This window comes from Mycobacterium sp. Root135, assembly GCF_001426545.1.
Lineage (GTDB): Bacteria > Actinomycetota > Actinomycetes > Mycobacteriales > Mycobacteriaceae > Mycobacterium.
Genome location: NZ_LMEZ01000009.1, coordinates 220,355 through 243,458 on the forward strand (window position 1 = coordinate 220,355; position 23,104 = coordinate 243,458).

21 protein-coding genes, 1 tRNA gene and 1 pseudogene are annotated in these 23,104 nt (G+C 67.9%); 15 read left to right on the forward strand and 8 right to left on the reverse strand.

Going from position 1 to position 23,104, the window contains the following annotated elements:
- Nucleotides 1-6: 6 nt before the first annotated feature.
- The 6 genes from ASD37_RS26710 to ASD37_RS31710 are packed head-to-tail and all read right to left on the reverse strand — an operon-like array spanning nt 7 to nt 8,046.
- On the reverse strand, nt 7-687 hold the full coding sequence (locus ASD37_RS26710) for a response regulator (protein WP_056558927.1): 681 nt from the start codon (nt 685-687) through the stop codon (nt 7-9).
- Nucleotides 684-3,209, reverse strand: coding sequence for a sensor histidine kinase KdpD (locus ASD37_RS26715; protein ID WP_056558930.1), 2,526 nt, complete (start codon nt 3,207-3,209; stop codon nt 684-686). Before ASD37_RS26715 ends, ASD37_RS26710 begins: the two co-directional genes overlap by 4 nt.
- Nucleotides 3,202-4,086 carry a potassium-transporting ATPase subunit C gene (locus ASD37_RS26720; RefSeq protein WP_056558933.1) on the reverse strand — a complete coding sequence of 295 codons (885 nt, stop codon included), beginning with the start codon at nt 4,084-4,086 and terminating at the stop codon, nt 3,202-3,204. The genes ASD37_RS26715 and ASD37_RS26720 overlap by 8 nt, the downstream gene beginning before the upstream one ends.
- A 2-nt stretch (nt 4,087-4,088) precedes the next feature.
- Nucleotides 4,089-6,284, reverse strand: a complete 2,196-nt coding sequence (gene kdpB / locus ASD37_RS26725; RefSeq protein ID WP_082570444.1) for a potassium-transporting ATPase subunit KdpB — start codon at nt 6,282-6,284, stop codon at nt 4,089-4,091.
- Nucleotides 6,285-6,286: 2 nt separating this feature from the next.
- Nucleotides 6,287-7,957, reverse strand: a complete 1,671-nt coding sequence (gene kdpA / locus ASD37_RS26730) for a potassium-transporting ATPase subunit KdpA (protein ID WP_056558935.1) — start codon at nt 7,955-7,957, stop codon at nt 6,287-6,289.
- Nucleotides 7,957-8,046: a potassium-transporting ATPase subunit F gene (locus tag ASD37_RS31710; protein WP_142555106.1), complete on the reverse strand. Its 90-nt coding sequence runs from the start codon at nt 8,044-8,046 to the stop codon at nt 7,957-7,959. The genes kdpA and ASD37_RS31710 overlap by 1 nt, the downstream gene beginning before the upstream one ends.
- 271 nt (nt 8,047-8,317) lie before the next feature.
- Here ASD37_RS31710 and ASD37_RS26740 point away from each other — a divergent pair, with 271 nt between their 5' ends.
- Nucleotides 8,318-9,517 carry a hypothetical protein gene (locus tag ASD37_RS26740; RefSeq protein ID WP_056558938.1) on the forward strand — a complete coding sequence of 400 codons (1,200 nt, stop codon included), beginning with the start codon at nt 8,318-8,320 and terminating at the stop codon, nt 9,515-9,517.
- A 36-nt stretch (nt 9,518-9,553) separates the two neighbouring features.
- Here ASD37_RS26740 and ASD37_RS26745 read toward each other — a convergent pair whose 3' ends face one another.
- Nucleotides 9,554-10,558: a LacI family DNA-binding transcriptional regulator gene (locus tag ASD37_RS26745; protein WP_056558941.1), complete on the reverse strand. Its 1,005-nt coding sequence runs from the start codon at nt 10,556-10,558 to the stop codon at nt 9,554-9,556.
- Between the two features lie 107 nt (nt 10,559-10,665).
- Here ASD37_RS26745 and ASD37_RS26750 point away from each other — a divergent pair, with 107 nt between their 5' ends.
- The 13 genes from ASD37_RS26750 to ASD37_RS26805 all read left to right on the forward strand — a co-directional run bounded on the left by ASD37_RS26750 (nt 10,666) and on the right by ASD37_RS26805 (nt 21,673).
- Nucleotides 10,666-10,875 (forward strand): hypothetical protein, encoded by a 210-nt coding sequence (locus ASD37_RS26750; protein WP_156721125.1) that lies wholly within the window; start codon nt 10,666-10,668, stop codon nt 10,873-10,875.
- Nucleotide 10,876: 1 nt separating this feature from the next.
- Entirely contained in the window at nt 10,877-12,364 is a 1,488-nt protein-coding gene (locus tag ASD37_RS26755; protein ID WP_056558948.1) for a sodium:solute symporter, read from the forward strand.
- The gene (locus ASD37_RS26760) at nt 12,361-13,470 is read left to right on the forward strand and encodes a class II histone deacetylase (RefSeq protein WP_056558951.1); all 1,110 of its coding nucleotides are present in this window, start codon (nt 12,361-12,363) and stop codon (nt 13,468-13,470) included. Before ASD37_RS26755 ends, ASD37_RS26760 begins: the two co-directional genes overlap by 4 nt.
- Nucleotides 13,471-13,670: 200 nt before the next feature.
- The gene (locus ASD37_RS26765; protein ID WP_056558953.1) at nt 13,671-14,375 is read left to right on the forward strand and encodes a hypothetical protein; all 705 of its coding nucleotides are present in this window, start codon (nt 13,671-13,673) and stop codon (nt 14,373-14,375) included.
- Nucleotides 14,372-15,643 carry an MFS transporter gene (locus ASD37_RS26770; RefSeq protein ID WP_056558956.1) on the forward strand — a complete coding sequence of 424 codons (1,272 nt, stop codon included), beginning with the start codon at nt 14,372-14,374 and terminating at the stop codon, nt 15,641-15,643. Before ASD37_RS26765 ends, ASD37_RS26770 begins: the two co-directional genes overlap by 4 nt.
- A 46-nt stretch (nt 15,644-15,689) precedes the next feature.
- The gene (locus ASD37_RS26775; RefSeq protein ID WP_235568563.1) at nt 15,690-16,652 is read left to right on the forward strand and encodes a D-2-hydroxyacid dehydrogenase family protein; all 963 of its coding nucleotides are present in this window, start codon (nt 15,690-15,692) and stop codon (nt 16,650-16,652) included.
- A gap of 64 nt (nt 16,653-16,716) precedes the next feature.
- Nucleotides 16,717-17,463 (forward strand): hypothetical protein, encoded by a 747-nt coding sequence (locus ASD37_RS26780; protein WP_156721126.1) that lies wholly within the window; start codon nt 16,717-16,719, stop codon nt 17,461-17,463.
- 139 nt (nt 17,464-17,602) lie between these two features.
- Nucleotides 17,603-17,740, forward strand: a complete 138-nt coding sequence (locus tag ASD37_RS31875; RefSeq protein ID WP_162253320.1) for a hypothetical protein — start codon at nt 17,603-17,605, stop codon at nt 17,738-17,740.
- Between the two features lie 28 nt (nt 17,741-17,768).
- Entirely contained in the window at nt 17,769-18,167 is a 399-nt protein-coding gene (locus ASD37_RS31880) for a PepSY domain-containing protein (protein WP_255354951.1), read from the forward strand.
- Between the two features lie 227 nt (nt 18,168-18,394).
- Nucleotides 18,395-18,468 (forward strand) — tRNA-Leu (locus ASD37_RS26790).
- A 169-nt stretch (nt 18,469-18,637) separates the two neighbouring features.
- On the forward strand, nt 18,638-18,847 hold the full coding sequence (locus tag ASD37_RS26795; RefSeq protein ID WP_056558966.1) for a helix-turn-helix domain-containing protein: 210 nt from the start codon (nt 18,638-18,640) through the stop codon (nt 18,845-18,847).
- Nucleotides 18,844-20,082, forward strand: a complete 1,239-nt coding sequence (locus tag ASD37_RS26800; RefSeq protein WP_056558969.1) for a type II toxin-antitoxin system HipA family toxin — start codon at nt 18,844-18,846, stop codon at nt 20,080-20,082. Before ASD37_RS26795 ends, ASD37_RS26800 begins: the two co-directional genes overlap by 4 nt.
- 61 nt (nt 20,083-20,143) lie before the next feature.
- Nucleotides 20,144-21,673: an alpha/beta hydrolase gene (locus ASD37_RS26805; RefSeq protein WP_056558972.1), complete on the forward strand. Its 1,530-nt coding sequence runs from the start codon at nt 20,144-20,146 to the stop codon at nt 21,671-21,673.
- A gap of 15 nt (nt 21,674-21,688) precedes the next feature.
- On the opposite strand, the pseudogene ASD37_RS32790 reads toward ASD37_RS26805, so the two are convergent.
- Nucleotides 21,689-22,710: pseudogene (locus ASD37_RS32790) on the reverse strand (phosphotriesterase).
- 146 nt (nt 22,711-22,856) lie between these two features.
- Between ASD37_RS32790 and ASD37_RS26815 the strand changes: the two are divergent.
- The gene (locus ASD37_RS26815) at nt 22,857-23,102 is read left to right on the forward strand and encodes a hypothetical protein (RefSeq protein WP_056558974.1); all 246 of its coding nucleotides are present in this window, start codon (nt 22,857-22,859) and stop codon (nt 23,100-23,102) included.
- Nucleotides 23,103-23,104 lie beyond the last annotated feature (2 nt).

Below are 23,104 nucleotides of genomic sequence, written 5' to 3' on the forward strand. Positions count from 1 at the left end.
CCGCGGTCACTGCGCGAAGCGGTAACCCATGCCGGTTTCGGTGATCAGGTGGCGCGGGTGGGACGGATCGTCCTCCAGCTTGCGGCGCAGTTGAGCGAGATACACCCGCAGGTAATGGGTTTCCTTGGCGTAGGCCGGGCCCCACACCTCCTTGAGCAATTCCTCGCGGCCGACGAGCTTGCCGCGGTTGCGCACCAGCATCTCCAACATGCCCCACTCGGTGGGGGTCAGGTGGACTTCGGCGCCGTGCCTGGTGACCAGCTTCGCCGCGAGATCGACTGTGAAGGAATCGGTTTCGACGACGGGTTGATCTGTCTCCACCGAGGCGGCGGCGCGCCGGACCGCCGCGCGCAGGCGGGCGAGGAACTCGTCCATGCCGAAGGGTTTGGTGACGTAGTCGTCGGCCCCCGCGTCGAGGGCCTCGACCTTGTCGGAGGAGTCGGTGCGGGCCGAGAGGACGATGACGGGTGCGGTCAGCCAGCCCCGCAGTCCCTCGAGGACTTCGATGCCGGAGATGTCGGGCAGCCCGAGGTCGAGGACGACGACGTCCGGCTTGTGCTCGGCGGCGACCTTGAGCGCCTGCGCACCGGTCTCGGCCGTGTGCACCTCGTAACCGCGCACCGACAGGTTGATGCGAAGCGCCCGCAGGATTTGCGGTTCGTCGTCGACCACCAACACTCGAATCATGATGCCGCCAGCTCGATCTCGACGGTCAGGCCGCCGCCGGGGGTGTCGCTGGCGCTGATGCTGCCGCCCATGGCTTCGACGAAACCCTTTGCCACCGAAAGGCCCAACCCGACGCCGGTGGTGTTGTCGTGGTCGCCGAGCCGTTGGAAGGGGGCGAACAGTTCGTCGACTTGAGCGCGCCGGATGCCTGGCCCCTCGTCGACGACGTTGACGAGTACTCGGTCCCCGACCCGGCCCGCGTTGACGCGGACGACGCCGGCGGGCGCGTAGCGCATCGCGTTGTCGACGACGTTGACCAGCACGCGTTCCAGCAGTCCGGCGTCGGCCATCACGGCGGTGTCGCCGACCTCGACCTTGACGCGGTCCAAACCGGCGGTGCCCCTGGGTATTCCGAGGATCGCGCGGTGGACGATCTCGTCGAGGTAGACCCGCTGCAGCTCGGGTCGCACCACGCCGGCGGCCAGGCGCGACGAGTCGAGGAGATTGCCGACTAGTGAGGTGAGCTGGTCGACCGACTCCTCGACGGTGGCGAGCAGTTCCGCGGTGTCCTCGGGGGAGAAGCCGACGTCGTCGGCGCGCAGGCTCGACACCGCAGCCTTGGCTCCTGCCAACGGCGTTCGGAGGTCGTGGCTGACCGCCGAGAGCAGTGACCGGCGCAGTTCGTCGGCCCGCGCGATGGCCTCGGCCTGGCCCGCCTCGTCGATCAGTTCGCGCTGGCGCACCAACCCCGCGGCCTGGGTGGCGACGGCGGTCAACACGCGCCGGTCGCGGGCCGCGAGTTGCCGTCCACTCATCAACATCCAAAACTCGTCGTCGCCGACTTCGATGGCGGTGTCGGCGGAGTCCACGTCGACGCACGGGTCGGCGCCGACGCAGGCGATGATCCGCTGTTCACCGTCGTGCTCACGCAGAATGCTCACCGCGCGTTGGGAATACGTCTCGCGGACACGCTCGAGGAGCGTGTCGAGATTGGCGCCGCGCAGCACCGATCCGGCGAACAGGGCCAGCAGCTCGGCCTCCTGAGACGCGCGGCGGGCCTCCCTGGCCCGCTTGGCCGCGTTGTCCACCAGGGCGGCGACGGCCACCGCGACGAGGATCAGCACCACGACCGTCACGGCGCTGTCGGGTTGGGCGATGGTGAACGTGTACCGCGGCGCGACCAGGAAGTAGTTGAGCAGCATGCCCGACAGCAGCGCTGACACCGTGGCGGGGCCGACACCGCCGAGGAGGGCCACGACGACCACGCCGACGAAGAACAGCACGCTCTCACCGGCGATGCCGAGAAAGCGATCCAGCAGTAGGGCGATCACGGCGCACAGCGCCGACGGGACGACGGCCGCGGCCACCCAGGACGCCACCCGTCGGTTGCGGGGCGCCGCCTCCCACGACGGCCCACTCTTGGCCTGGTCGTGGGTGACCATGTGGACGTCGATCTTCCCGGACCGCTGCACCGTCTCCGCGCCGATGCCCTCGTCGAAGATGCGCGCCCACCGCGAGCGTCGCGAGGTTCCGAGAACCAGTTGGGTGGCGTTCATCTCGCGGGCAAAGTCCAGCAATGCGCCGGAGACGTCGTCGCCGGCGACGGTGTGCAGCGTCGCACCGAGGCTGGCGGCGAGCTCGCGGATCTTGCCCATCTGCGGCGCCGAGACGCCGGACAGTCCGTCGCCGCGCACGACGTGCACGATCATCAGTTCGGCGCTGGACCGCGACGCGATGCGAGAAGCCCTGCGTACCAACGTCTCCGATTCCTCACCGCCGGTGACGGCGACGGCGACGCGTTCGCGGGCCTCCCAGGTGTCGCTGATCTCGTGGTCGGCGCGGTACTTGGCCAGGGCCGCGTCGACCTGATCGGCGAGCCACAGCAGAGCCAGCTCGCGCAGGGCCGTGAGATTACCCTGGCGGAAGTAGTTGCTCAGCGCGGCGTCGATGCGTTCGGGGGCGTAGACGTTTCCGTGGGAGAGCCTGCGCCGCAACGCCTCCGGGGTGATGTCGACGAGCTCGATCTGGTTGGCCCGCCGGACCACCTCGTCGGGAACGGTTTCCTGCTGTTCGATGCCGGTGATCTGTGCGACGACGTCGTTGAGGCTCTCCAGGTGCTGCACGTTGACGGTGGAGACCACCGCGATGCCGGCGTCGAGCAGCTCGCCGACGTCCTGCCACCGCTTGGCGTTCTTCGATCCCGGGGTGTTGGTGTGGGCCAACTCGTCGACCAGCACGACCTCGGGGTGGCGGGCCAGCACCGCCTCGACGTCCAACTCGGCGAACTCGGTGCCGCGATAGGTGATGAGGCGCGGTGGGACCAGTTCGATGCCGTCGAGCAGTTGGGCGGTCCGCTTGCGGCCGTGGGTTTCCACGACCGCGGCGACGACGTCGGTGCCCCGTTCGATTCGGCGGTGCGCCTCGCCGAGCATCGCGAACGTCTTGCCGACCCCCGGCGCCGCGCCCAGGTAGATCCGCAGCTCACCCCGCTTGGGGCGGTGCGTGGACGCGGGCGCTTGGGGACTCACCAGCCCATCATCCACCTACCCGCTGCCCGTCCAGTGCAAGGTTGACGGCCAGGACGTTGACCGACGGCTCGCCCATGAATCCGAGGGCCCGGCCGTCGGTGTGGGCGGCGATGACGGTCCTGACCTGATCGGCGCTGATGCCACGGACTTTGGCGATGCGGTCGACCTGCAGCGCGGCGTACGCGGGGGAGATGTCGGGGTCCAACCCGCTGCCGCTGGCGGTCACGGCGTCGGCGGGCACCTGGGGGCTGGCGGTCGAGGCGCCGTGGATTGGCACCAGCTGGCCGATGGAGTAGTCCTCGTCGGGTTTGGCGCATTCGACGCGGACGCCTTCGTAGGTGGCCAGGAACGGCGCCTTGGTGGTGTCGCATGGTTCGTTGACGCTGACCACCCGGACGGGGTGGGTGACCTGACCGGCCATGGGGCCGGACGTGTCCCGCGGGCCGATGACCGACAGCACGGCGCCGACGCCCTCACCGGTGCAGAACGGACGCGCGCCGTTGGCGCCGTCGAGCTTGGCGACGTCCTGGCTGCGCGTGCACACCAGAGTCAGCAGGCTCGGCTTGTCGGGTCCGTCGACGACGTTCTCCGGGCCGAGGTTGCTGGCGCTGGTGGCCATGGGGTCGTACCCGTCGCCTGCCATCGACGGCCGGCTCTGCAGGTACTGCGGCAGCGGGGTGCCGTCGGCGGAGGTGAAGAGTTGACCGATGAGGCTGCTGCCCACCGGTTTTCCGCCCACCTGGACGATCGAGCCGTCGGCCTTGCCGTCGAGGCCGGGCAGCTGGGCGGCGAGCCAGACCAGGAGGGGATAGGCGCCGCCGACGATCACGGTGAGCACCAGCAGGGCCCGAAGGGCTGCGACGTGCTGACGAATGAGACTGGAGAGCTTCATGTTTAGGACATCCCGGGAATGAGTTGGACTACCAGGTCGATCAGCTTGATGCCGATGAAGGGAGCGATGATGCCGCCGAGGCCGTAGACGTACAGGTTGCGGCTCAGGAGCTTCGAGGCGCTGCTGGGGGTGTAGCGGACGCCCTTGAGCGACAACGGGATCAGCGCGATGATCACGACGGCGTTGAAGATGACCGCCGACAGGATCGCCGACTGCGGGCTGTGCAACCGCATCACGTTGAGCAGGTCGAGGCCGGGGAACAGCGTGACGAACAGCGCCGGGATGATCGCGAAGTACTTGGCGATGTCGTTGGCGATCGAGAACGTGGTCAGGGCGCCACGGGTGATCAGCAGTTGCTTGCCGATCTCGACGATCTCGATGAGCTTGGTCGGGTCGGAGTCGAGGTCGACCATGTTGCCGGCCTCCTTGGCTGCCGACGTGCCGGTGTTCATCGCGACGCCGACGTCGGCCTGCGCCAGGGCGGGGGCGTCGTTGGTGCCGTCGCCGGTCATCGCGACGAGCTTGCCGCCCTCTTGCTCGCGCTTGATCAGCGCCAGCTTGTCCTCGGGGGTGGCCTCGGCGAGGAAGTCGTCAACCCCGGCCTCGTCGGCAATTGCTTTGGCGGTCAAGGGGTTGTCACCGGTGATCATCACCGTGCGGATGCCCATCCGGCGCATCTCCTCGAACCGCTCCCGCATGCCGGGCTTGACGACGTCCTTGAGGTGGATGACGCCGAGCGCACGGGCCACGCCGTCGCGGAGTTCACCGACGACCAGCGGCGTACCGCCCGCCGACGACACCTCGTCGACGATCGCGCCGAGTTCCGGGGGGACGGTGCCGGCGTTGGCGCGGACCCAGTCGGCGACCGACGCGGCCGCACCCTTGCGCAGCTGGTGACCGTCGCCGAGGTCGACGCCGGACATGCGCGTCGCGGCTGTGAACTCGATCCACTGCGCGTCGGTCAATTCGCCTGCGGCGCGGGCCTTCAGCCCGAAGCGCTCCTTCGCGAATACCACGATCGAGCGTCCCTCGGGTGTCTCGTCGGCCAGGCTGGACAGCTGGGCGGCGTCGGCGAACCGCTCGGGCGTGACGCCGTCGAGTTGCAGGAACGCGCCCGCCTGCCGGTTGCCGAGGGTGATGGTGCCGGTCTTGTCGAGCAGCAGCACGTTGACGTCGCCGGCGGCCTCGACCGCGCGGCCCGACATGGCGAGCACGTTGCGCTGCACCAGGCGGTCCATGCCCGCGATGCCGATGGCCGACAGCAGGGCGCCGATGGTGGTCGGGATGAGGCACACCAGCAGGGCGACCATCACGATGCCGCTGATGCCGTCGCCGTTGAGCGCCAACGAATCCGGGACGCCGGGATTGTTGGCCTTGGAGAAGATCGCCAGCGGCTGCAGGGTGGCCACCGCGAAGACGAAGATCAGCGTCAGCGCCGCGAGCAGGATGTTCAGCGCGATCTCGTTGGGCGTCTTCTGCCGGTTCGCGCCCTCGACGAGCGCGATCATCCGGTCGATGAAGCTCTCGCCGGGCTTCTGGGTGATCTTCACGACGATCCGGTCGGACAGCACGGTCGTACCGCCGGTCACGGCGGACCGGTCGCCGCCGGACTCGCGGATCACGGGGGCGGACTCGCCGGTGATCGCGGATTCGTCGACCGAGGCGATGCCCTCCACGACGTCACCGTCGCCCGGGATCACCTGGCCCGCTTCGACCACGACGACGTCGCCCTGGCGCAGCAGCGGGGCCGCGACTTCCTCCTCGGTGCCGGGCACCGACGGGGCCCAGCCGACGAGTCGGCGGGCGACGGTGTCGGCCTTGGCCCGTCGCAGGGAGTCGGCTTGGGCCTTGCCGCGCCCCTCGGCGACGGCCTCGGCGAGGTTGGCGAATATCACCGTCAGCCACAGCCATCCGACGGTCAGCCAGCCGAACCACGACGGTTCGGCGACGGCCAGCACCGTGCTCCAGACCGCGCCGACCTCGACGACGAACATCACCGGGTTGTGCCACAGCGTCCGCGGATCCAGCTTCTTCACCGCGTCGGGGATGGAGTGCAGCAGCATCTTCGGGTCGAGCAGCCCGCCGCCGACGCGCTTGGTGGTCGTGGCGTCGCCGAGCGTGACGTCACCGTGGTTTTCGGCGTCGTGTCCCGCAGTGGCGTCACGTTCGACGCGCGGGGTGGTGTTGGTGGTGGTCATGGTCAGTGAATTCCTTCAGCGAGGGGTCCGAGCGCCAGCATCGGCAGGAAGGTCAGCGCGACGAGGATGAGCGTCACGCCGGCGACCAAGCCGACGAACTGGGGCCGGTGGGTGGGTAGGGTGCCGACGGACTCCGGTGTGCTGCGTTGGGCGGCAAGCGAACCCGCGAGGGCCAGTACCAGGATGATCGGCAGGAAGCGGCCGAACGCCATCGCCAGGCCGAGCGCGACGTTGTACCACTCGGTGTTGACGGAGATGCCTGCGAACGCCGAGCCGTTGTTGTTGGCCGCGGAGGTGAAGGCGTAGAGCACCTCGGACAGGCCGTGCGGCCCGGTGTTGAGCATGCTCGCGCGCTGGCCGGGCATGGCGATCGCGACGGCCGTGCCGGTCAGCACGATCAGCGGGGTCACCAGGAAGTAGGCGGCGGCGAGCTTGATCTCCCGCGGTGTGATCTTCTTGCCGAGGTACTCGGGCGTCCGGCCGACCATCAGGCCCGCTACGAACACCGTGATGACGGCCAGGATCAACATGCCGTACAGGCCGGAACCCGTACCGCCGGGGGCGATTTCGCCGAGCTGCATGTTGAACATCGTCATGAGGCCGCCGAGGCTGGTGTAGGAGTCGTGGAACGAGTCCACGGCGCCGGTCGAGGTCAGCGTCGTCGCGCCGGCGAAGACCGCCGAGTCGGGAACGCCGAAGCGTGTTTCGACGCCCTCCATCGCCGAGCCGATCGCCGTCGGGACGGTGCCGTGAGCCTGGATCTGGAAGAACATCGTCAACGAAACACTGCAGGTGGCAATGAGTCCCATGACCGCGACGATCGCGTACCCCTGCTTGCGGTTGCCGACCATCCGGCCGAACATCCGCGGCATCGAGAACGAGATGACCAGCAGCAGGAAGATCTCCACCCAGTTGGTCCACGCCGTGGGGTTCTCGAACGGGTGCGCCGAGTTGGCGTTGAAGAAGCCGCCGCCGTTGGTGCCGAGCTCCTTGATGGCTTCCTGGCTGGCGACTGGCCCACCCGGAATGGTCTGCTGCGCACCGGCAACGGTGGTGACCACCTGGTCGTGCAGGTGGAAGTTCTGGATGGCGCCGCCGGCGATCAGGACCAGTGCGGCGATCACCGACAGCGGCAACAGGATGCGCAGCGTGCCGCGGACCAGGTCGACCCAGAAGTTGCCGAGGTCACCGGTGCGGGTACGGGCGAACCCGCGCACCAGGGCCACGGCAACGGCCATGCCGACGGCGGCGGAGACGAAGTTCTGCACCGTCAACCCGGCCATCTGGACGAGGTGGCCCTGGGTGCTCTCACCTGAGTAGGCCTGCCAGTTGGTGTTGGTGACGAAGCTGACGGCGGTGTTCCACGCCAATGCCGGGGTCATCTCGGTGGCGGGGTCGTTGAGGTGCAGTGGCAGCTTGCCCTGCACCAGCTGGAAGGCGAACAGGGCCAGGACGCTCACCGCCGAGAACGCCAGGACGCTGCGGGCGTAGGCGCCCCAGCCCTGCTCGGATTCGGGGTCGGCGCCGATGGCGCGGTACAGGAAGCGTTCGACGCGCGAGTGCTTGTCGGAGTCGTACACCCGGAACATGTAGTCGCCAAGCGGTACGTGCACCGCGACGAGCGCCAAGATCAGGGACCCGAGGAACAGGACCCCCGCGATGGTGGACGTCACTAGAACCTCTCTGGGAACAGGAGCGCCGCGGCCATGAAGACCGCGAGAAGGATGGCGAGGACGAGTCCGACGAGGTTGGCGTAGCTCATCGCTCGAACATCCTCTGGACTCCGCCGAGCACCGCGAAGATCGCGATGGTCAGCAGCACGAACACGACAATGGACATGCCGCCGACGCTAGGCTCGCCTACCAGGCAGGACGTGGTCCCTTACGGTTTCTTGACGCCCCGCTGACGCCGTCTTTACGCGTCCTTTGCGGTGCTGTGCCCGCCGTCACCGGAAGATCGGTCGATAGGTCAACCTGAGAGCTTGCTTAGGGCTACTGTCACATTCGTCAATATCGTCGGGGGTTGGAGTAAGCATGGACGTTTCGGTTCGACCGTGGTTCACCACGGGAGTCGCGCTTGTCGGGGCCGGTGCGATCGCACTGACCCCCATCAGTCCGATGGCGCCGGTGCGCCCGGTGGCGGACGTGGCGCAGGTGACCGCCACGGTGTCGCGGGACGTCCAGCTCGCGGCGCTCGACTGGCCATACATCCTGTCGTTGCCGATCATCCGGCAGAACATCCTCAACACCATCGACGACTGGGCGGTCTACCTGGCGGGCTTCGCCAAGGCGGGCGTCGGCCTGACTCAGTCGCTCCTGGCCATCCCCGGGGTGACCATTGAGACGATCCAGGAAGTGTTGGCGCTCAACTTCGTCGGCGCCTTCGACACCGTGGCGACCGCGATCCGTGACTCGGTGATCGCAGTCGGGCAGCCGCTGCTCGACTCGATCATTTGGCGCAGCCAGAAGGCGGCGCTGGTGCAGGCGGCGTTGAGCTCGGCCCTGCCGGTGGCGTACATCAGCGTGATCAACGGGTTCCTGGCGGCCGCGAATGGTGTGACGACGTCGCTGATCGTCGGCACCCAGGACTTCGTCGCCGCCCTGCTGACCTTGAACCTCCCCAACATCGTCAACGCCGCTCTGGACGGGACGAGGAACTTCGTCGCGGCACTCGGCGCCGGTGCCGGAGCCATCGTCGACGGGATCGAAGCCGCGCAGCGCGGCATCGTGGCGGCGCTGGCCACCACGCCGCCGCCACCGCCGGCGTTCGCCGCGTCGGACGTGTCGACGATGAGCACGTTCTCCGCCGACAACACCTTGACGCTGTCGCGGTCCTCACGTGCCGCCGACCCCGAGGTGGCCGACCCGGTGGTGGCCCCGGTCGTCACCCCGGTCGTTCCCGACGTCGAACCGGAGATCGTGGACGAAGCGCCCCCGGTCGACGTCGTGCCCGACAAGACGCCGGCGGCGCCTGCCCCGGATCCGACGCCGGTCAAGGACGTCGACCCGGCGTCCGATCCCGTCACCCCGGACAAGACTCCGCCCGCCACGTCGGTGAAGGACACGGACGTGAAGGACGTCAAGGACGTCAAGGACGCGGTCAAGGCGCCGAAGAAGGTTACGGCCGGTGCCCATTCGCGCGGCAACGCCAAGCACGCCAAGCCGACGACTGATGCCGACGGAGCAGGTGCGGCTGCCAAGCCGGCATCGGCTGGTGACGACGGCGAGTCGTAACCGCTTGTGCCGCATGGTCTTCGGCGGGTGGGTCGCCTAGCTCTTGGTGATCCGCCCGCCGGCCGTGCGGACGCTGACGTTGGTGAACCGGTTCAGGTAGTCGTGCGGCTCACCGGCCAGTACCGACGCGAGTAGGTTGACGGCCTCGCGGCCGAACGTCCACGGGGCCAGTTCGACGGCCGTGATCAGTGGGTTGCCCAGTTCCGTCGTCGGGTCGCTGCTCAACGCGGCCAGCCCGAACGCGGGGCCGACGGGGCGCTCGACCGATTCGAGGATGGCCATGGACCGTCCGGCGAACCCCTGCGGCGCACACACCAGGGCGTCGACGTCCGGCGGTGTCACCGCCGATCGAACGGCGGCGCTCAGCTCCTCGGTGGTGGCACCCAGCGGGCAGTCGAACGCGGACGGCTCGACGTCGTGTGCCGCGCACCAGTCGAGGTAGGTCTGCCGCACGTCGTCGGCCCATGACGAGTAGAACCGCTGATCGGACCCTACGAAGGCGGGCCTGCGAAAACCGCTGTCGCGCAGGTGATCCAGCACGGTGCGGGCGAGGTCTGAGTGCGGCGCCTCGATCACGGCGGCCACCGCGTCGGCGAGGGCTGCGGGCGGCCGCCCGGCGGTCACCATGGGGATGCCGGCCTCGACCAAGCGCTCGAGCATGGGGTCACCGGGCAGGGGGTCGACGGCGATGACGCCGTCGACCTGGAAGTGCCGCGGGCCGACGTCGGCGTCACGCGCGAAGAGGGTCAGGTCGGCGTCGTTCTCGGCGGAGCCGTGCGCGGCGCCGAACGCGAACTCCATGTAGAAGTTGAAGTTTCGCGCGACGGGCGGGATGTAGATGCCGAAGGCGCCGACGCTGCGCCCACGAAGCTGGCGGGCGGCGCGGTTGGTCACGTAGCCGAGTTCGCGAGCGGCGGCGGTCACCCGGGCGGCGGTCGAAGGGGACACCCGGCCACCGCCGTGCAGTGCGTCGGACACCGTCGTCTTGGACAGGCCGACGTGCTGGGCGATCTCCACGATCGTCACCCGCCGCGCCGCCATTCGGCCATCGTAGCCAGCGGGTCATTTTGCGTCCCCCGCTTGACAACGCGCGGGTGTGGCGCGAGTCTCAGTTGTGCCGGAACGTTCCGGCACGAATGGAGACGCCGATGGCCACGCCGGTCCCACGCCCGCCGAAGACCCGAGCCGCGCGCATCGTGCTCGCGATCGCCGTCTTCAACTTCGTCATCCTGCTGTTCCCGCCGCTGACGTGGATCGTCGGCCAGGGCGGGGTCTGGTTCTTCCTGATCACCGGCGTCATCGGGGTGCTGTCGCTGCTGGTCATGTACCGGGTCGACGCCTCCTCAGAGGAGGACTGACGTGAACATCCTCATCGGATACGGCGGCATCGCCGTCTTCCTGATCGTGCTGTTCGTTGTGCTGCAGCGCACCAAGGGCAGCGCCGACTTCAGCGAATATGCCACCGCCGGGCGGTCTTTCGGGCCGGTGTTCTCGGCCATGGCCTTCGTCAACACCTGGCTGCCCGGCACCATCTTCATTGCCTTCGCCGGCTACGCCGCCAGCGCGGGTGCCATCGGCTTCTACTTCGTGGCGTATTCGATCCTCGCCGTCGTGTTCATGTTCCTGCTGGCCAGGCCCGTGCACGAATGGGGCCGCCGGTTCGACCTGCGCACCCAGGCCGACCTGCTGGGTCTGCGCTACGGGTGCACCAAGGTGCGGGTGATCGCCGCCGTCATCGGCACCATCGCGTCGTTCCCGTGGGTCGTGCTCGGAATGCAGTCGCTGACACTGGTTTTCGAATACCTGTCCTTTGGCACGGTGCCCGCGGCGTGGGCCGTGCTGATCGGCATCGGCGTGCTCGTCGTCCGGCAGTGGTGGACCGTGCGTCTCGGCGCCCGTGGCCTGGTCATCAGCGACTTCGTCCAGGGCGTCGTCGCCTACCTCTTCGGCACGGTGCTGATCCTCGGACTGCTCACCTGGCTGCTCACCAACGGGCACGGCTTCGGTGAGGTGGAGCCGGCCTTCTTCACCCTGCCTGGGCCGGGCAGCGTCGACGGTCCGCTCTACCTGTTCTCCCTGATCGCCACCGGGGCGCTCGGCGGTTGGTGCTGGCCGGACATCTTCGTGCGACTGTTCGCCTCCAACAGCACCAAGTCCATCAAGCGGGCCGCGGTGATGGCCACCCCGCTGCTGGTGATCTTCGGGTCGTCACTGTGCTTGCTGGCCATGGCCGCATCCACGCTGCCCGGTGTCGCCGACGCGCCCGACGAGGTGTGGTTCCTGACCGCGTCGGTGGGCGGGCCGCTCGTGCTGACGTTGGCGGGGGTGTGCGTGCTCGCGGCGACGATGGGCAACGTGGGAGCCAACCTGCAGGCCCTCGGCGCCCAGATCGCCAACGACGTCGTGGGCGTGGCCCGCGGCACCCGGGTCGAGGATCCCCGCTGGGGCAAGGTCGCTGTTGGGGTGCTGACGCTGCTGGCGGGTGCCGTCGCGGTCGCGACGACGAACGTGTTGTCCTCGGGCATGGTGGCTTTGGCGCAAGTGTCGTACCAGGGCATCGTGCAGCTGGCGCCGACGGTGTTCCTCGGCATCTTCTGGCGGCGGGGCAACGCCACGTCGGCCTGCGCGGCGATGGTGCTCGGCTTCGCGACCGCCTGCGTGCTGCAGCTGCTGTTCCCCATCGCGATTCCGGTGCTCGGCGGCATGACCTCCGGGGTGGCCGCGCTGGCGGTGAACTTCGCCGTCTACGTGGCGGTGTCCTACCTCAAACCCGCCAGCGAGGACGAAAAGCGGCGCGTCGACGAGCTCTTCGACTCGCTGCACACACCAGAACGGATCACACGATGACGGCATCACGGCGCACGGGCTACGTCTGGCACGAGCGATACGCCTGGCACGACACCGGCACGCACATCGGCGTCTTCCCGGCGGGCGGTTTCAACCAGCCGCACATGACGTTCGAGAGCGCCGAGTCGAAGTCGAGAATGGCTGGGCTGGTCGAGGTTTCGGGCATGATCGACGAACTGGTCCGGGTGAAGCCCCGGATGGCGTCCCGGGACGACTTGCTCCGCGTGCACGACGCTGCCCACGTCGACCGCATCGAACGCGAGAGCGCCGACCGCGGCGGCGACGGGGGAGACGGCTTCACCCCGTTCGGACCGGGGTCCTACGACATCGCCCGACTGGCCGCCGGTGGCACCATGGCCGCCGCCGAAGCGGTGCTCACCGGCGTCGCCGACAACGCCTATGCACTGGTGCGCCCGCCGGGCCACCACGCCCGCCGCGACATGGGGATGGGCTACTGCCTGTTCTCGAACGTCTGTGTCGCAATCGAATACGTGCGCGCAAACTTCGGAGTGCAGCGGGTGGCGATCGTCGACTACGACGTGCACCACGGCAACGGTGCCGAGTCGATCTACGCCGACGACGCCGACGTCCTCACCATCTCGCTGCACCAGGACCGGCTGTTCCCGCAGGACACCGGCAGCGTCACCGAGACCGGCGCGCAGGGCACCAACATCAACGTGCCCCTGCCTGCGGGTTCGGGCAACGGCGCCTACCGCGCGGCGATCGAACGCGTCGCGGTCCCGGCCGTCACCGCCTTCCGGCCCGACATCATCTTCGTCTCCAGCGGTTTCGACCCCAGCCCCGTCGACCCGCTGGGCTGCATGACCGTCACCTCCGGGGGCTTCAAGGACATGGCCGCCGCGCTGGTGGGACTGGCCGAAGACGTGTGCGGCGGGAAGGTCGTGTTCTCGCACGAGGGCGGGTATTCGCCTGTGCACGTGCCGTTTTGCGGGCTGGCGGTGCTCGAGGCGTTGTCCGGGCACGAGACGGGGGTGCCGGATCCGTTCGGGCAGAGCTTCGACGCCTCACCCGCACACGTCCTGCAGCCGTGGCAGGACGCGGTGATCGCGCAGGCGGCGGTGATTGCCGACGCGCTGCGGTTGTAGCGGACGCCTGGCATCGACGTCGCACCGACCGCGGAGTCGTCGAATCGACTAATGCATTGAGGGACAATGCATTCAGGTGATTGCCAGGTTCGGGATCTTCAGTTTGGATTCAGGTTCATCGGTCAACATCACCCGCAGCAATACATCGCCGTGGTGTTTGCCACCCGGTCCACCGGGTCTCTTCTTGAGAGAGAAGCGCAATGACCCTGGTGACACTCGACGTCGTCTTCGTCCTTCCCCGACGGCTACGTCAACTGGCCGTGACGTGCAGCAACCAGCTGGCCGACGCCATGGAGGCGCACGGCGGTGCGTGCTTCCGTCTCGGTGCGGACTTCCCAGGGCAATCCGACGGGCCGTGTGAGCCGCACGTGTCGATCTTCATGATGGCCGTCGAGGATTACGAGGTGCCCCAGGTCGGCGCCGCGCTCGCCGAGGCCGCACGGACGTGCGGACCAGTCACGGCCACCGCCACGCAATACCGGCACAACCACGAGGGCGCCCCCGAGGTGTTCTTCGACCAAACCGACGGGTTCCGGGCGGTGCAGCGGGCCGTGGTCGCCGCCGTGGAACCGCTGCGGCGCGGCCGGCTCCGAGAGCACGGACCGGGCGGGGAGCCGCTGGCGGCAATCGTCGACGACCCGCATCCCGACGACCCGGCCCGGGTGCGTCAACTCCGGCGCTACGGCTTCGACGACGTCTCCGACGACGAGGACGACCGGTTCCGCCCGCACGTCACCCTCACCTGGCCCCGCGACGAATCCAGCCGTACCGACCTTTTCGTCCTGCCGTCGGTCGACGACTTCAGCGGCGAGCTCGGCGACGTGGCCCTTTACGCGATGAGTCCGAACGGAACGTGCACCACCCGCTACGGCTCCTGGACGCTGACCGGGCGGCCACTCCGATGACGACGGACAGCCCCGAGTTGAAGCGGTCCCTGTGGGCGCTGGACGGGGTCAACTTCTTCCTCGCCGACGTGCAAGCAGGCCTCGGGCCGTTCCTCGGCGTGTACCTCATCAACAAGGAAACCTGGAACCCCGCCAACATCGGGCTGATTCTCACCCTCGGCGGGGCCGTCGGGCTGCTGCTCAACGCGCCGGCGGGGGCGCTGATCGACGCCACCCGACACAAGCGCGCCCTGCTGGCCGCCGCGGCCGCCCTCACCTCGTTCGGCACGTTCATCGTCACGCTCAAGCCGACTTTCGCCATCGTCACGGCGGCCCAGTTGATCACCGGGGTCGCCGGTGTCGTGCTGGGCCCGGTGATCGCGGCCATCGCGCTCGGCATGGTCGGGCCCAAGCGTTATGCCGCCCAGACCGGTCGCATGCAGGCGTTCAACCATGCGGGCAACGTGATGGGCTCGGCCGTCGCCGGTCTCGCGGGGTACCTCATCAGCCTGAAGATGGGATTCTGGCTGGCCAGCCTGTTCGGCATCTTCGTCGTGCTGTCCACCTTGTTGATCAAGGGGAAGCTGATCAACGACGACCTCGCCCGAGGGCTGACGCCGAAGGACGACGACGGCGGCGACGACAAGCCCTCGGGACTTCGGATGCTGCTGCGCAACCGCCCGCTGCTGCTGCTGGCGGCCGTCGTCGGACTGTGGCAGTTGGCCAACGGCGCCATGCTGCCCATCACCGGGCAGAAGCTGGCCGTGGGCAACACCGGCGACGGTGCGCTGTACCAGGCCGCGCTGATCATCGTGGCGCAGGTCGTGATGATCCCGATGGCGCTCTTGGTGTCGAAGAGGGGAGACCAGTGGGGCCGAAAACCGTTGATGGTGGCGGCTTTCGTGGTGCTGCCCGTGCGCGGCCTGCTGTTCGTGATGGCGTCCAACCCCGGCGAGGTGATCGCCGTGCAGGCGCTCGACGGCATCGGCGCCGGGCTGCAGGGTGCGCTCTTCGCCATCATGGTGGCCGATCTGACCCGGGGGAGCGGTCGCTTCAACGTGGCGTTCGGCGCCGCGACGATGGTGCAGGGCGTCGGGGGAACCCTCAGCCCGGCGTTGGCCGGCGCAATCGACCAGGCCGCGGGCTACACGACCGCCATGCTCGCGTTGACCGCCATTGCCGTCGTCGCCCTGGTGCTGCTGATCGTCGCCGTTCCCGAGACCCGCTCGCCGGTCGCGGAACCTCCGAAGTCTGCCGACGCCGAGCCGTCGCCCAGCCCGGTCGGGTAGCGGGGTCTCGCTGACGAGGGACGTCGGGCGGGCATATCGTCGCGTGGTGAGCACCCCCGAAACGACGCGGATCCAGATCGCCGTCCTCGACGACTACCAGAACGTCGCGCAGAGCTCGGCCGACTGGACGCCGGTCACCTCGCGAGCGGACGTGACGGCGTTCTCCGACCACGTCGCCGACGGCGACGAGCTGGTGGCGCGACTCGAGCCGTTCGACGTGGTGTTCGTGATGCGTGAACGAACGCCGTTGCCGCGCAACGTCCTCGAGCGCCTGCCCCGGCTGCGGATGATCGCGTCCACGGGTCCTGGCAACGCGTCGATCGACATGGCGGCCGCCGAGGAGCTCGGCATCCACGTCAGCGGCACGGGCGGCAGCGTCTCCTCGACGGTGGAACTCACCTGGGCGCTGATCCTGGCCTCGGCGCGGCACCTGGTTGCTGAAAGCCGGTCGATCGCCGACGGCGGGTGGCAGACCACGGTCGGACTCGAGCTGGACCGAAAGGTGCTCGGGGTGCTCGGCCTCGGGCGGATCGGGACGCGGATCGCCCGCATCGGGGCGGCCTTCGGCATGGACGTCGTGGCGTGGAGCCAGAACCTCACCGCCGAGGCCGCCGCCGAGGCGGGGGCGCGCTATGTGACGCGCGAGGAGTTCTTCGCGACCGCCGACGTGCTGACCGTGCACCTCAAACTGAGCGAACGGTCCCGCGGCCTGATCGGCGCGGCGGAGCTGGCTGCGATGAAACCGACTGCGCTGCTGATTAATACGTCCCGCGGGCCGATCGTCGACGAGGCCGCGTTGGTCGACGCCCTGACGTCCGGCGCCATCGCGGGCGCCGGTCTCGACGTGTTCGACACCGAGCCGCTGCCCGCGGGGCATCCGCTGCGCACGATGGCCAACGTGACCGCCACCCCGCACATCGGTTACGTGGCCGACCGGGCGTACGGGATCTTCTTTCGTGATGGGGTTGCGGCGATTTCGGAGTGGCTCGACGGCAATGGACGCGGGTAGACGGTCGGCGGCCCCCGACGAGTGGAGGCGGCCCAATCGCGACGCGCGCGTCACGGTTGCGATCGTGGCGGTCCTGGGAATCGCCCTCGCGTCCTTGCTGTTCGGTGCGGTGGTGGCAGTGGCGGGAAACCCTGTCGGCCTTCTCTACTCGGCGCTCTTCGCCGTGATCATGTCGCTGGTTGCCGCCCTCGGCGTGGCAATGCGCGATCAGCGGCGAAATCTGGCACGTGCCCTCAGGACGGTGAGCGTGAACGGTTCGTCGGCGACCGAGATCTTGTACTCGCCTCGACAGTTCGCATTGCTGGTCGCCCTGATGACAGCACTCGCGGGCACGTGCGTGATTGGTGCGGTTCACCTCTACTTGAGCCAGGGGATGCCAGTCGCTTCGGCGTTGCTCGCCGTGTTCGGACTCCTTGGCGCGACATTTCCTGTATCCGCACTCGGTGGCCGCATTCGTCGCGGTGCACTGGCATTGTCGGAACATGGAGTGTCGCAACGGGGGTGGAGCTTTGAGTCGTCTTTGAGGTGGACCGACGTCGCAGGGGTGAAGGCCGCGTACAACGGACACCCTGTCATCCTGCTCATCGGGTACACGAACGCCCAGTGGACGCCGCGTTACACGACACTCCTTTGGCGGATTGACCGCCTTCCACCGGTGCCGATGATCGAAGTCGACTGCCGAAAGTTCGACGTCGACTGTTATGCGCTCTTCGACTACCTCGCGTGCTACGCCGAGAATGCCGACCTACGTTCCGAATTGGGGACCTCCGCGGCCGTCACTCGGGCGGAACGGATGGGCACGGCCCCCTGATCCGCCGGCATGCGCCGTGTCCGGCAGTCGGTGTTTGGCGGCCGGGGTGTTTGGCTAGAAACCAAGGGATGGCTACGACACGGAAGTTCGGTACGTCCCTGGTCTGTGCTGCGGCGGCTGGCGCCCTCGCGCTGTCGGGGTGCTCGTCAGGCGGCGGGGGCGAGGCCGCAACGTCGTCGTCTTCTTCTTCTTCTTCATCTTCGGTCGCCGCAACGTCTTCGTCTTCGAGTGCTACGTCCTCGACCGCCGCGGCGACGGGTCCTGGGCCGGACGCTGACCTGGCCACGACGACGTTCCCGGTCGACCTGGACCGCGCCCTCGCGGTGGCGGACGAGACGGTGCCCGATGGCGTCGTCACCAAGATCGAATTGGAGTTCGAGCGCTCTGCGAACGCGTGGGTGTGGAAGGTCGACTCGCAGAAGGGCACCGAGCAGCACGAGATCAAGGTCGACGCGCAGTCCGCCCGAGTGGTCGCCGACGACCGCGACCAGGAGTCGGCGAACCCGGTGGCGGTGGATCCGCGGAAGCTGACGCCGAAGGACGCCGCGGCCAAGGCGATCGCGCTGGTGCCGGGCTCGGTGGCCAAGTGGGCGCTGGAGTTCGACGACGGCGTGCAGCGCTACTCGTTCGACATTCGGACGTCGGGGAACGCCACCCAGGACGTCGACGTCGACGTGGTCTCAGGTGTGGCGACGAAGAGTTAGGCGGCGGTCGCGGCACTGCGAAGGCCGAAGCCGCAATCCGGCGAACCCCCGCTGCCTCACTCGGTGGTCAAGTTCGACGCCAAAAGTTTTGGTGTGCAGTGCCTTCGGGCTTGGTCGTAGGTTTGGGGCATCGCTTGACCGGCATGACACACCTCGGTGTCGTCGGCGCGAGTACTCATGACGTGGGCGGCGTCAGCGTCGGCCTAAAGTACCCTCTGAGCTGCAACGCCCCTATAGCCCAATTGGCAGAGGCAGCGGACTTAAAATCCGCCAAGTGTCGGTTCGAGTCCGACTGGGGGCACCCGGGCGCATTGGTTCGATCCCTTCAAGACCAGCCCATGCCTGAAATATGAAGCATAAGGTCTTGACGCTAAGGTGGACCCGGGCGCATGCTGGCTTAAGCACGATATAGCAAGCATAAGGAGCGACCGGTGGGCCCACGGCGAAGAAAGGCGACAAGCGACGACCCTATGCCTGCAATCGCACGCATAGGGACCGTCTTCGCCGAACGGCGCATCGCTCTGAGGCTCACCCAACAAACCCTCGCCGACCTTGCGGGTGTGTCCCGCTCGAGCGTCCAATCGCTGGAGCGCGGAAGCGGTTCGATCAAGTTCGGCTCGGTCCTCGAGATGGCCGACGTCTTGGGCCTTCGCATCGACGTCAGCGCGGCGGTTGAATGACGAGGCCGCACGGAATCGAGCTTCGCAACATCGGTGAAGCCGACGTCTACGTCGAGGACGAGCTCATGGCTCGCCTGGTGCGCCACCGAGGCGATGACATTCGATTTGACTATGTCGCAGAAGAACATTCGACCGACCGCCATGTGCGTGACCGGTCCGTGTCGTGGTCGCTTTTGCGCTCGCGCGACTATCCTGTGACGTCCACTGGCGGCGCGGTTCCTTCCTACTTCGCGGGCCTGCTCCCGGAGGGCGTCAGGCTCGGCGTGGTGACGTCGTCGATGAAGACCTCAGCCGACGATCACCTCACCCTCCTGCTGGCGATCGGTGCCGACACGATTGGCAACGTCCGAATCTTCCCGGCCGGAGGCGATCCCGTTCAACCGGGACCGATGTTCGACCCCGACCGCGACGACGACTTCCGCGCCGTGTTTGCGGGGCTGGCCAGTTCGGTCGACGCCGACCCGGTTGGCCTACCGGGGGTGCAACCCAAGGTCAGTGCGGGCGTCCTCTCGACGCCGGCGCAGACGCGATCGGGGCCCGCCATCCTGAAGCTCGCACCGGCAAGCCTTCCGCTGCTCGTCGAGAACGAGCACTTCTTCATGACGATGGCCGCCTCGTGCGGGCTGCGGGTCGCCAAGACGTCCCTGCTTCACGACGCCGACGGGCGGAGCGCCCTACTCGTCAACCGCTTCGATCGCGACCGACGAAGGCGCATCGCCCAAGAGGATGCGTGCCAGGTGGCCGACCTCTACCCCGCCTCGAAGTACCGGATAACTACCGAGACCGCCATCACCAGTCTTGCCGAGGCATGCGCCCGCGGCGGTGGGTCCAAGGTGGTGACCGTCGCAGAACTACTCAAAACCGTTGTCTTCTCTTGGCTTATCGGAAACGGTGATCTGCACGGCAAGAACCTGTCGATCTACAACCCGGACGGCATATGGCAACCAACTCCGGCCTATGACTTGCTGTGCACCCAGCCGTACGCAGGTTGGAAGGACCCGATGGCACTCAACCTGTTCGGGCGTGCGAACAGGTTGACCCGCGCGAACTTCGTCGACGCCGGTGAACGCCTTGGTCTGCGACCACGCGCGACCGTCGCGATGATCGACGCCCTCGTCGACGCAGCGAGCGCCTGGCCAGAAAGATGCAATCGAATCGGGTTCGACGACAAGAAGACCCATCTCCTCGAGCAGATGCTGCGAAAGAGGATCAACAGCCTCACGGACGACGAGTAGCCGCCGTCCGATCTGACGCGCCTGACGCAAGTGCTGCAAAAGTAGTGACGTTCGTGTCAATATGTTCGCCATGTCGAGGTGGGGGAACCTTCAGAAGTTCATCGTGTCCGGAGTCGCCTGCGCGGTGGCGCTGGCATTGACCACCGCCACGCCGCTGGCCGGGGCCGTCCCCGATCAAGCGCCAGGGTTGGCGTGGAACACCTGCGGCGACTCGGTCGACACCAGCCGGGTGCCCACCGCCCGCTGCACCACCGTGTCGGTGCCCGTCGACTGGAATGACGTGTCGAATCCGCAAGCGGCGCAGGCGAACCTGGCCGTCATACGGATCCCCGCGACCGGCCAGAAAATCGGAACCATCATCTCCAACCCCGGTGGGCCGGGCATCTCCGCGATCGAGGTCATGACCCGGTTCGCGCCGAAACTGGCGAAGACCGAGATCGGGCGCCGCTTCGACCTGGTGGCCTTCGACCCGCGCGGAGTTGGCCTGTCCACTCCCGAGGTGCGTTGTGCGTCCGATGCCGACCTCGACGCCGACCGCACCGATCCGCAGGTGGACTACAGCCCGGCAGGCGTCGCCCGCATCGAGGAGGCCGACCGCGAGCGCGCCCAGAAGTGCGTCGACCGGATGGGGGTGCCCTTCCTGGCCGGCATGAGCACCGAGAACACCGCGCGCGACATGGATGCGGTGCGCGCCGCCCTGGGAGAGGAGCAGCTCAACTTCTTCGGCTACTCCTACGGGACGCGGCTCGGCACCGCCTACGCCGAACAGTTTCCGGATCGGGTGCGCGCCATGATGGTCGACGGTGTGGTCGACCAGTTCGCCGATCCCGTCGCCGTCTTGGTCGAGCAGGCGGCGGGATTTCAGCAGGCGTTCGACGCCTACGCCGCGGACTGCGCGACCCAGCCGAGCTGTCCGCTTGGCACCGATCCGGCGCAGTTCAACGACCGCTTGCACCAACTGGTCGACCCGCTGGTGGAAAAGCCTGCCCGCACTGCCGACCCACGCGGGCTGAGCTATGAAGACGCCATGAACGGCGTCAACGAGGCGTTGTACAGCTCCGAGGACTGGCCGCGGTTGACCGACGGGCTCACCGCCCTTGCCCGCGGTACCGACGCCGACGATCTGCTCGAGTTCGCCGACGAATACGCGGAGCGCGACGAGGACGGGCATTACACCAACTCCGCGGACGCGTTCATTGCCGTTCATTGCGCCGACGAGGTCTACCCGACTGACCCGGCGGTCTGGGCGGAGAACGACCGCCAAGTGCGAGAAGTCGCCCCCTACGAGAGTTATGGCGAGTTCACGGGGTACGCACCCCGCCCACTGTGCGTGAACTGGCCGGTGCGGCCAAGTGAGCCACACCCGGTGAGCTCGCCGGGACCGGGCAAGGTCGTCGTCGTGTCGACCACCGGTGATCCCGCCACCCCGTATCAGAACGGCGTGGACGTGGCCGCTCAGCTTGGCGCACCCTTGATCACCTTCGTCGGCAATCAGCACACGGTGGCCTTCAGCGGCAACCGCTGCATCGACCAGGCGCTGGAGGCGTTCTTCGTCGATCTCGTCCAGCCGCCGGCAGACCTACACTGCTGAACGTCGAGGACGCCTCTAGGTCACGCTCAAGAGCCGAGCAGGGTTGACGCACAGAAGCGCGTCGAGGTCACCCGAGGTGACACCACGCTCGGCGAGCATCTCGGTGAACGTGGTGCCGAGGTAGGTGTAGCCGCGCTGCCCGAGGGTTTCGGGGTTGAGGGGGACCTGCGCTCCGACGAGGTCGTGGGACAACACGATCTGGTCCCGGTAGCCCTCGGCGATGAGGGTGGCCAGCCAGTCGGCGCGCACCTGGTCGGACCGGAACAGCGCCCGCTTGCTGAATTCGCCGTTGCCGCTGGGGATTCGGTAGGGCTGCCGGGCGTCCCAGAACTGCTTGCCGACGGAGTCGAACCCGATGCAGACCCCGCGGTCCAACACGCGGTGCACGTAGTCCAGTCGGTGTGGTTGTCCATGTGGCCGATCACCACCCGCGACGGGTCCAGTCCCTCGGCGACGACCACGTCGACCTGTTCGAGGGCCATCGTTCCGTGTGTCGTGTGAGTGGCCAGCGCCAGCCCTGTCGCGACGGCGGCGCGGGCCGCGGCACGCAGACCCTTCTCGTCGTGGTCGGTGATCTCGTCCTCGCTGGTGGGTTGCTCCCCGAGGATGCCGGCGCGGATGCCGGTGTCGGCGATCCCGGTGCGCGCGTCGGCGATGAATCGTTCGGTCAGGTCGTCGATGCTGGCGTCGACGACCCACTGCGGGCTGAACTCCCGGCGGTAGGTGGCCGTGCCCGCGACGACGTTCAGCCCGGACTTCTCGGCGATCTGCCGTAGGAGTTGGACGTTCTCGCCGTACGGGTCGCGGCCGGCGTCACCGTAGGGACTCAGGTCGACCACGGTGCCGAACCCGAGCTCCGACAAACCCGACAGTGCCGCGACCGCGGCGTCGACCTGCTGTCGGTGTAGCTCGGCGCGGTCCACCAGTCGACCGCTCTGCCACGGCCCACTGAGCACCATCAGGAGGTGTTCGTGAAAGAGCACCTTTCCCAGCGACGACGGTGCGACCGTTCCGGTCACGGTGCAGACGTCAGGCATGCGACGAATGTAGCGGGTTGCCGTCGCTAGCGGTCGGCGCGATGTTTGGCAAATCGCCTAGTCGCACCGCAGGAGTATGCGAACCGGCCGCCTGTCCCGAGAAATGAGACGGGGAGATCGCCTGTCTGCGCTACTCTCTGGGCCTCATGAAGAAATTGACTGTTACGGCAATACTGTTTGCCGCGAGTTACGCCCTGTGTCCGGTCGCAAACGCCCAGCAGAACGGCGACTGCGACCCCAACTACTCGGGGGCGTGTGTCCCGATCGCCAGCGACGTTGACTGCCAGGGCGGCAGCGGCAACGGCCCGGCCTACGTCGCCGGACCCGTCACCGTGATCGGCGACGACATCTATCGTCTTGACAACGACCACGACGGCACCAGCTGCGAGTAGGG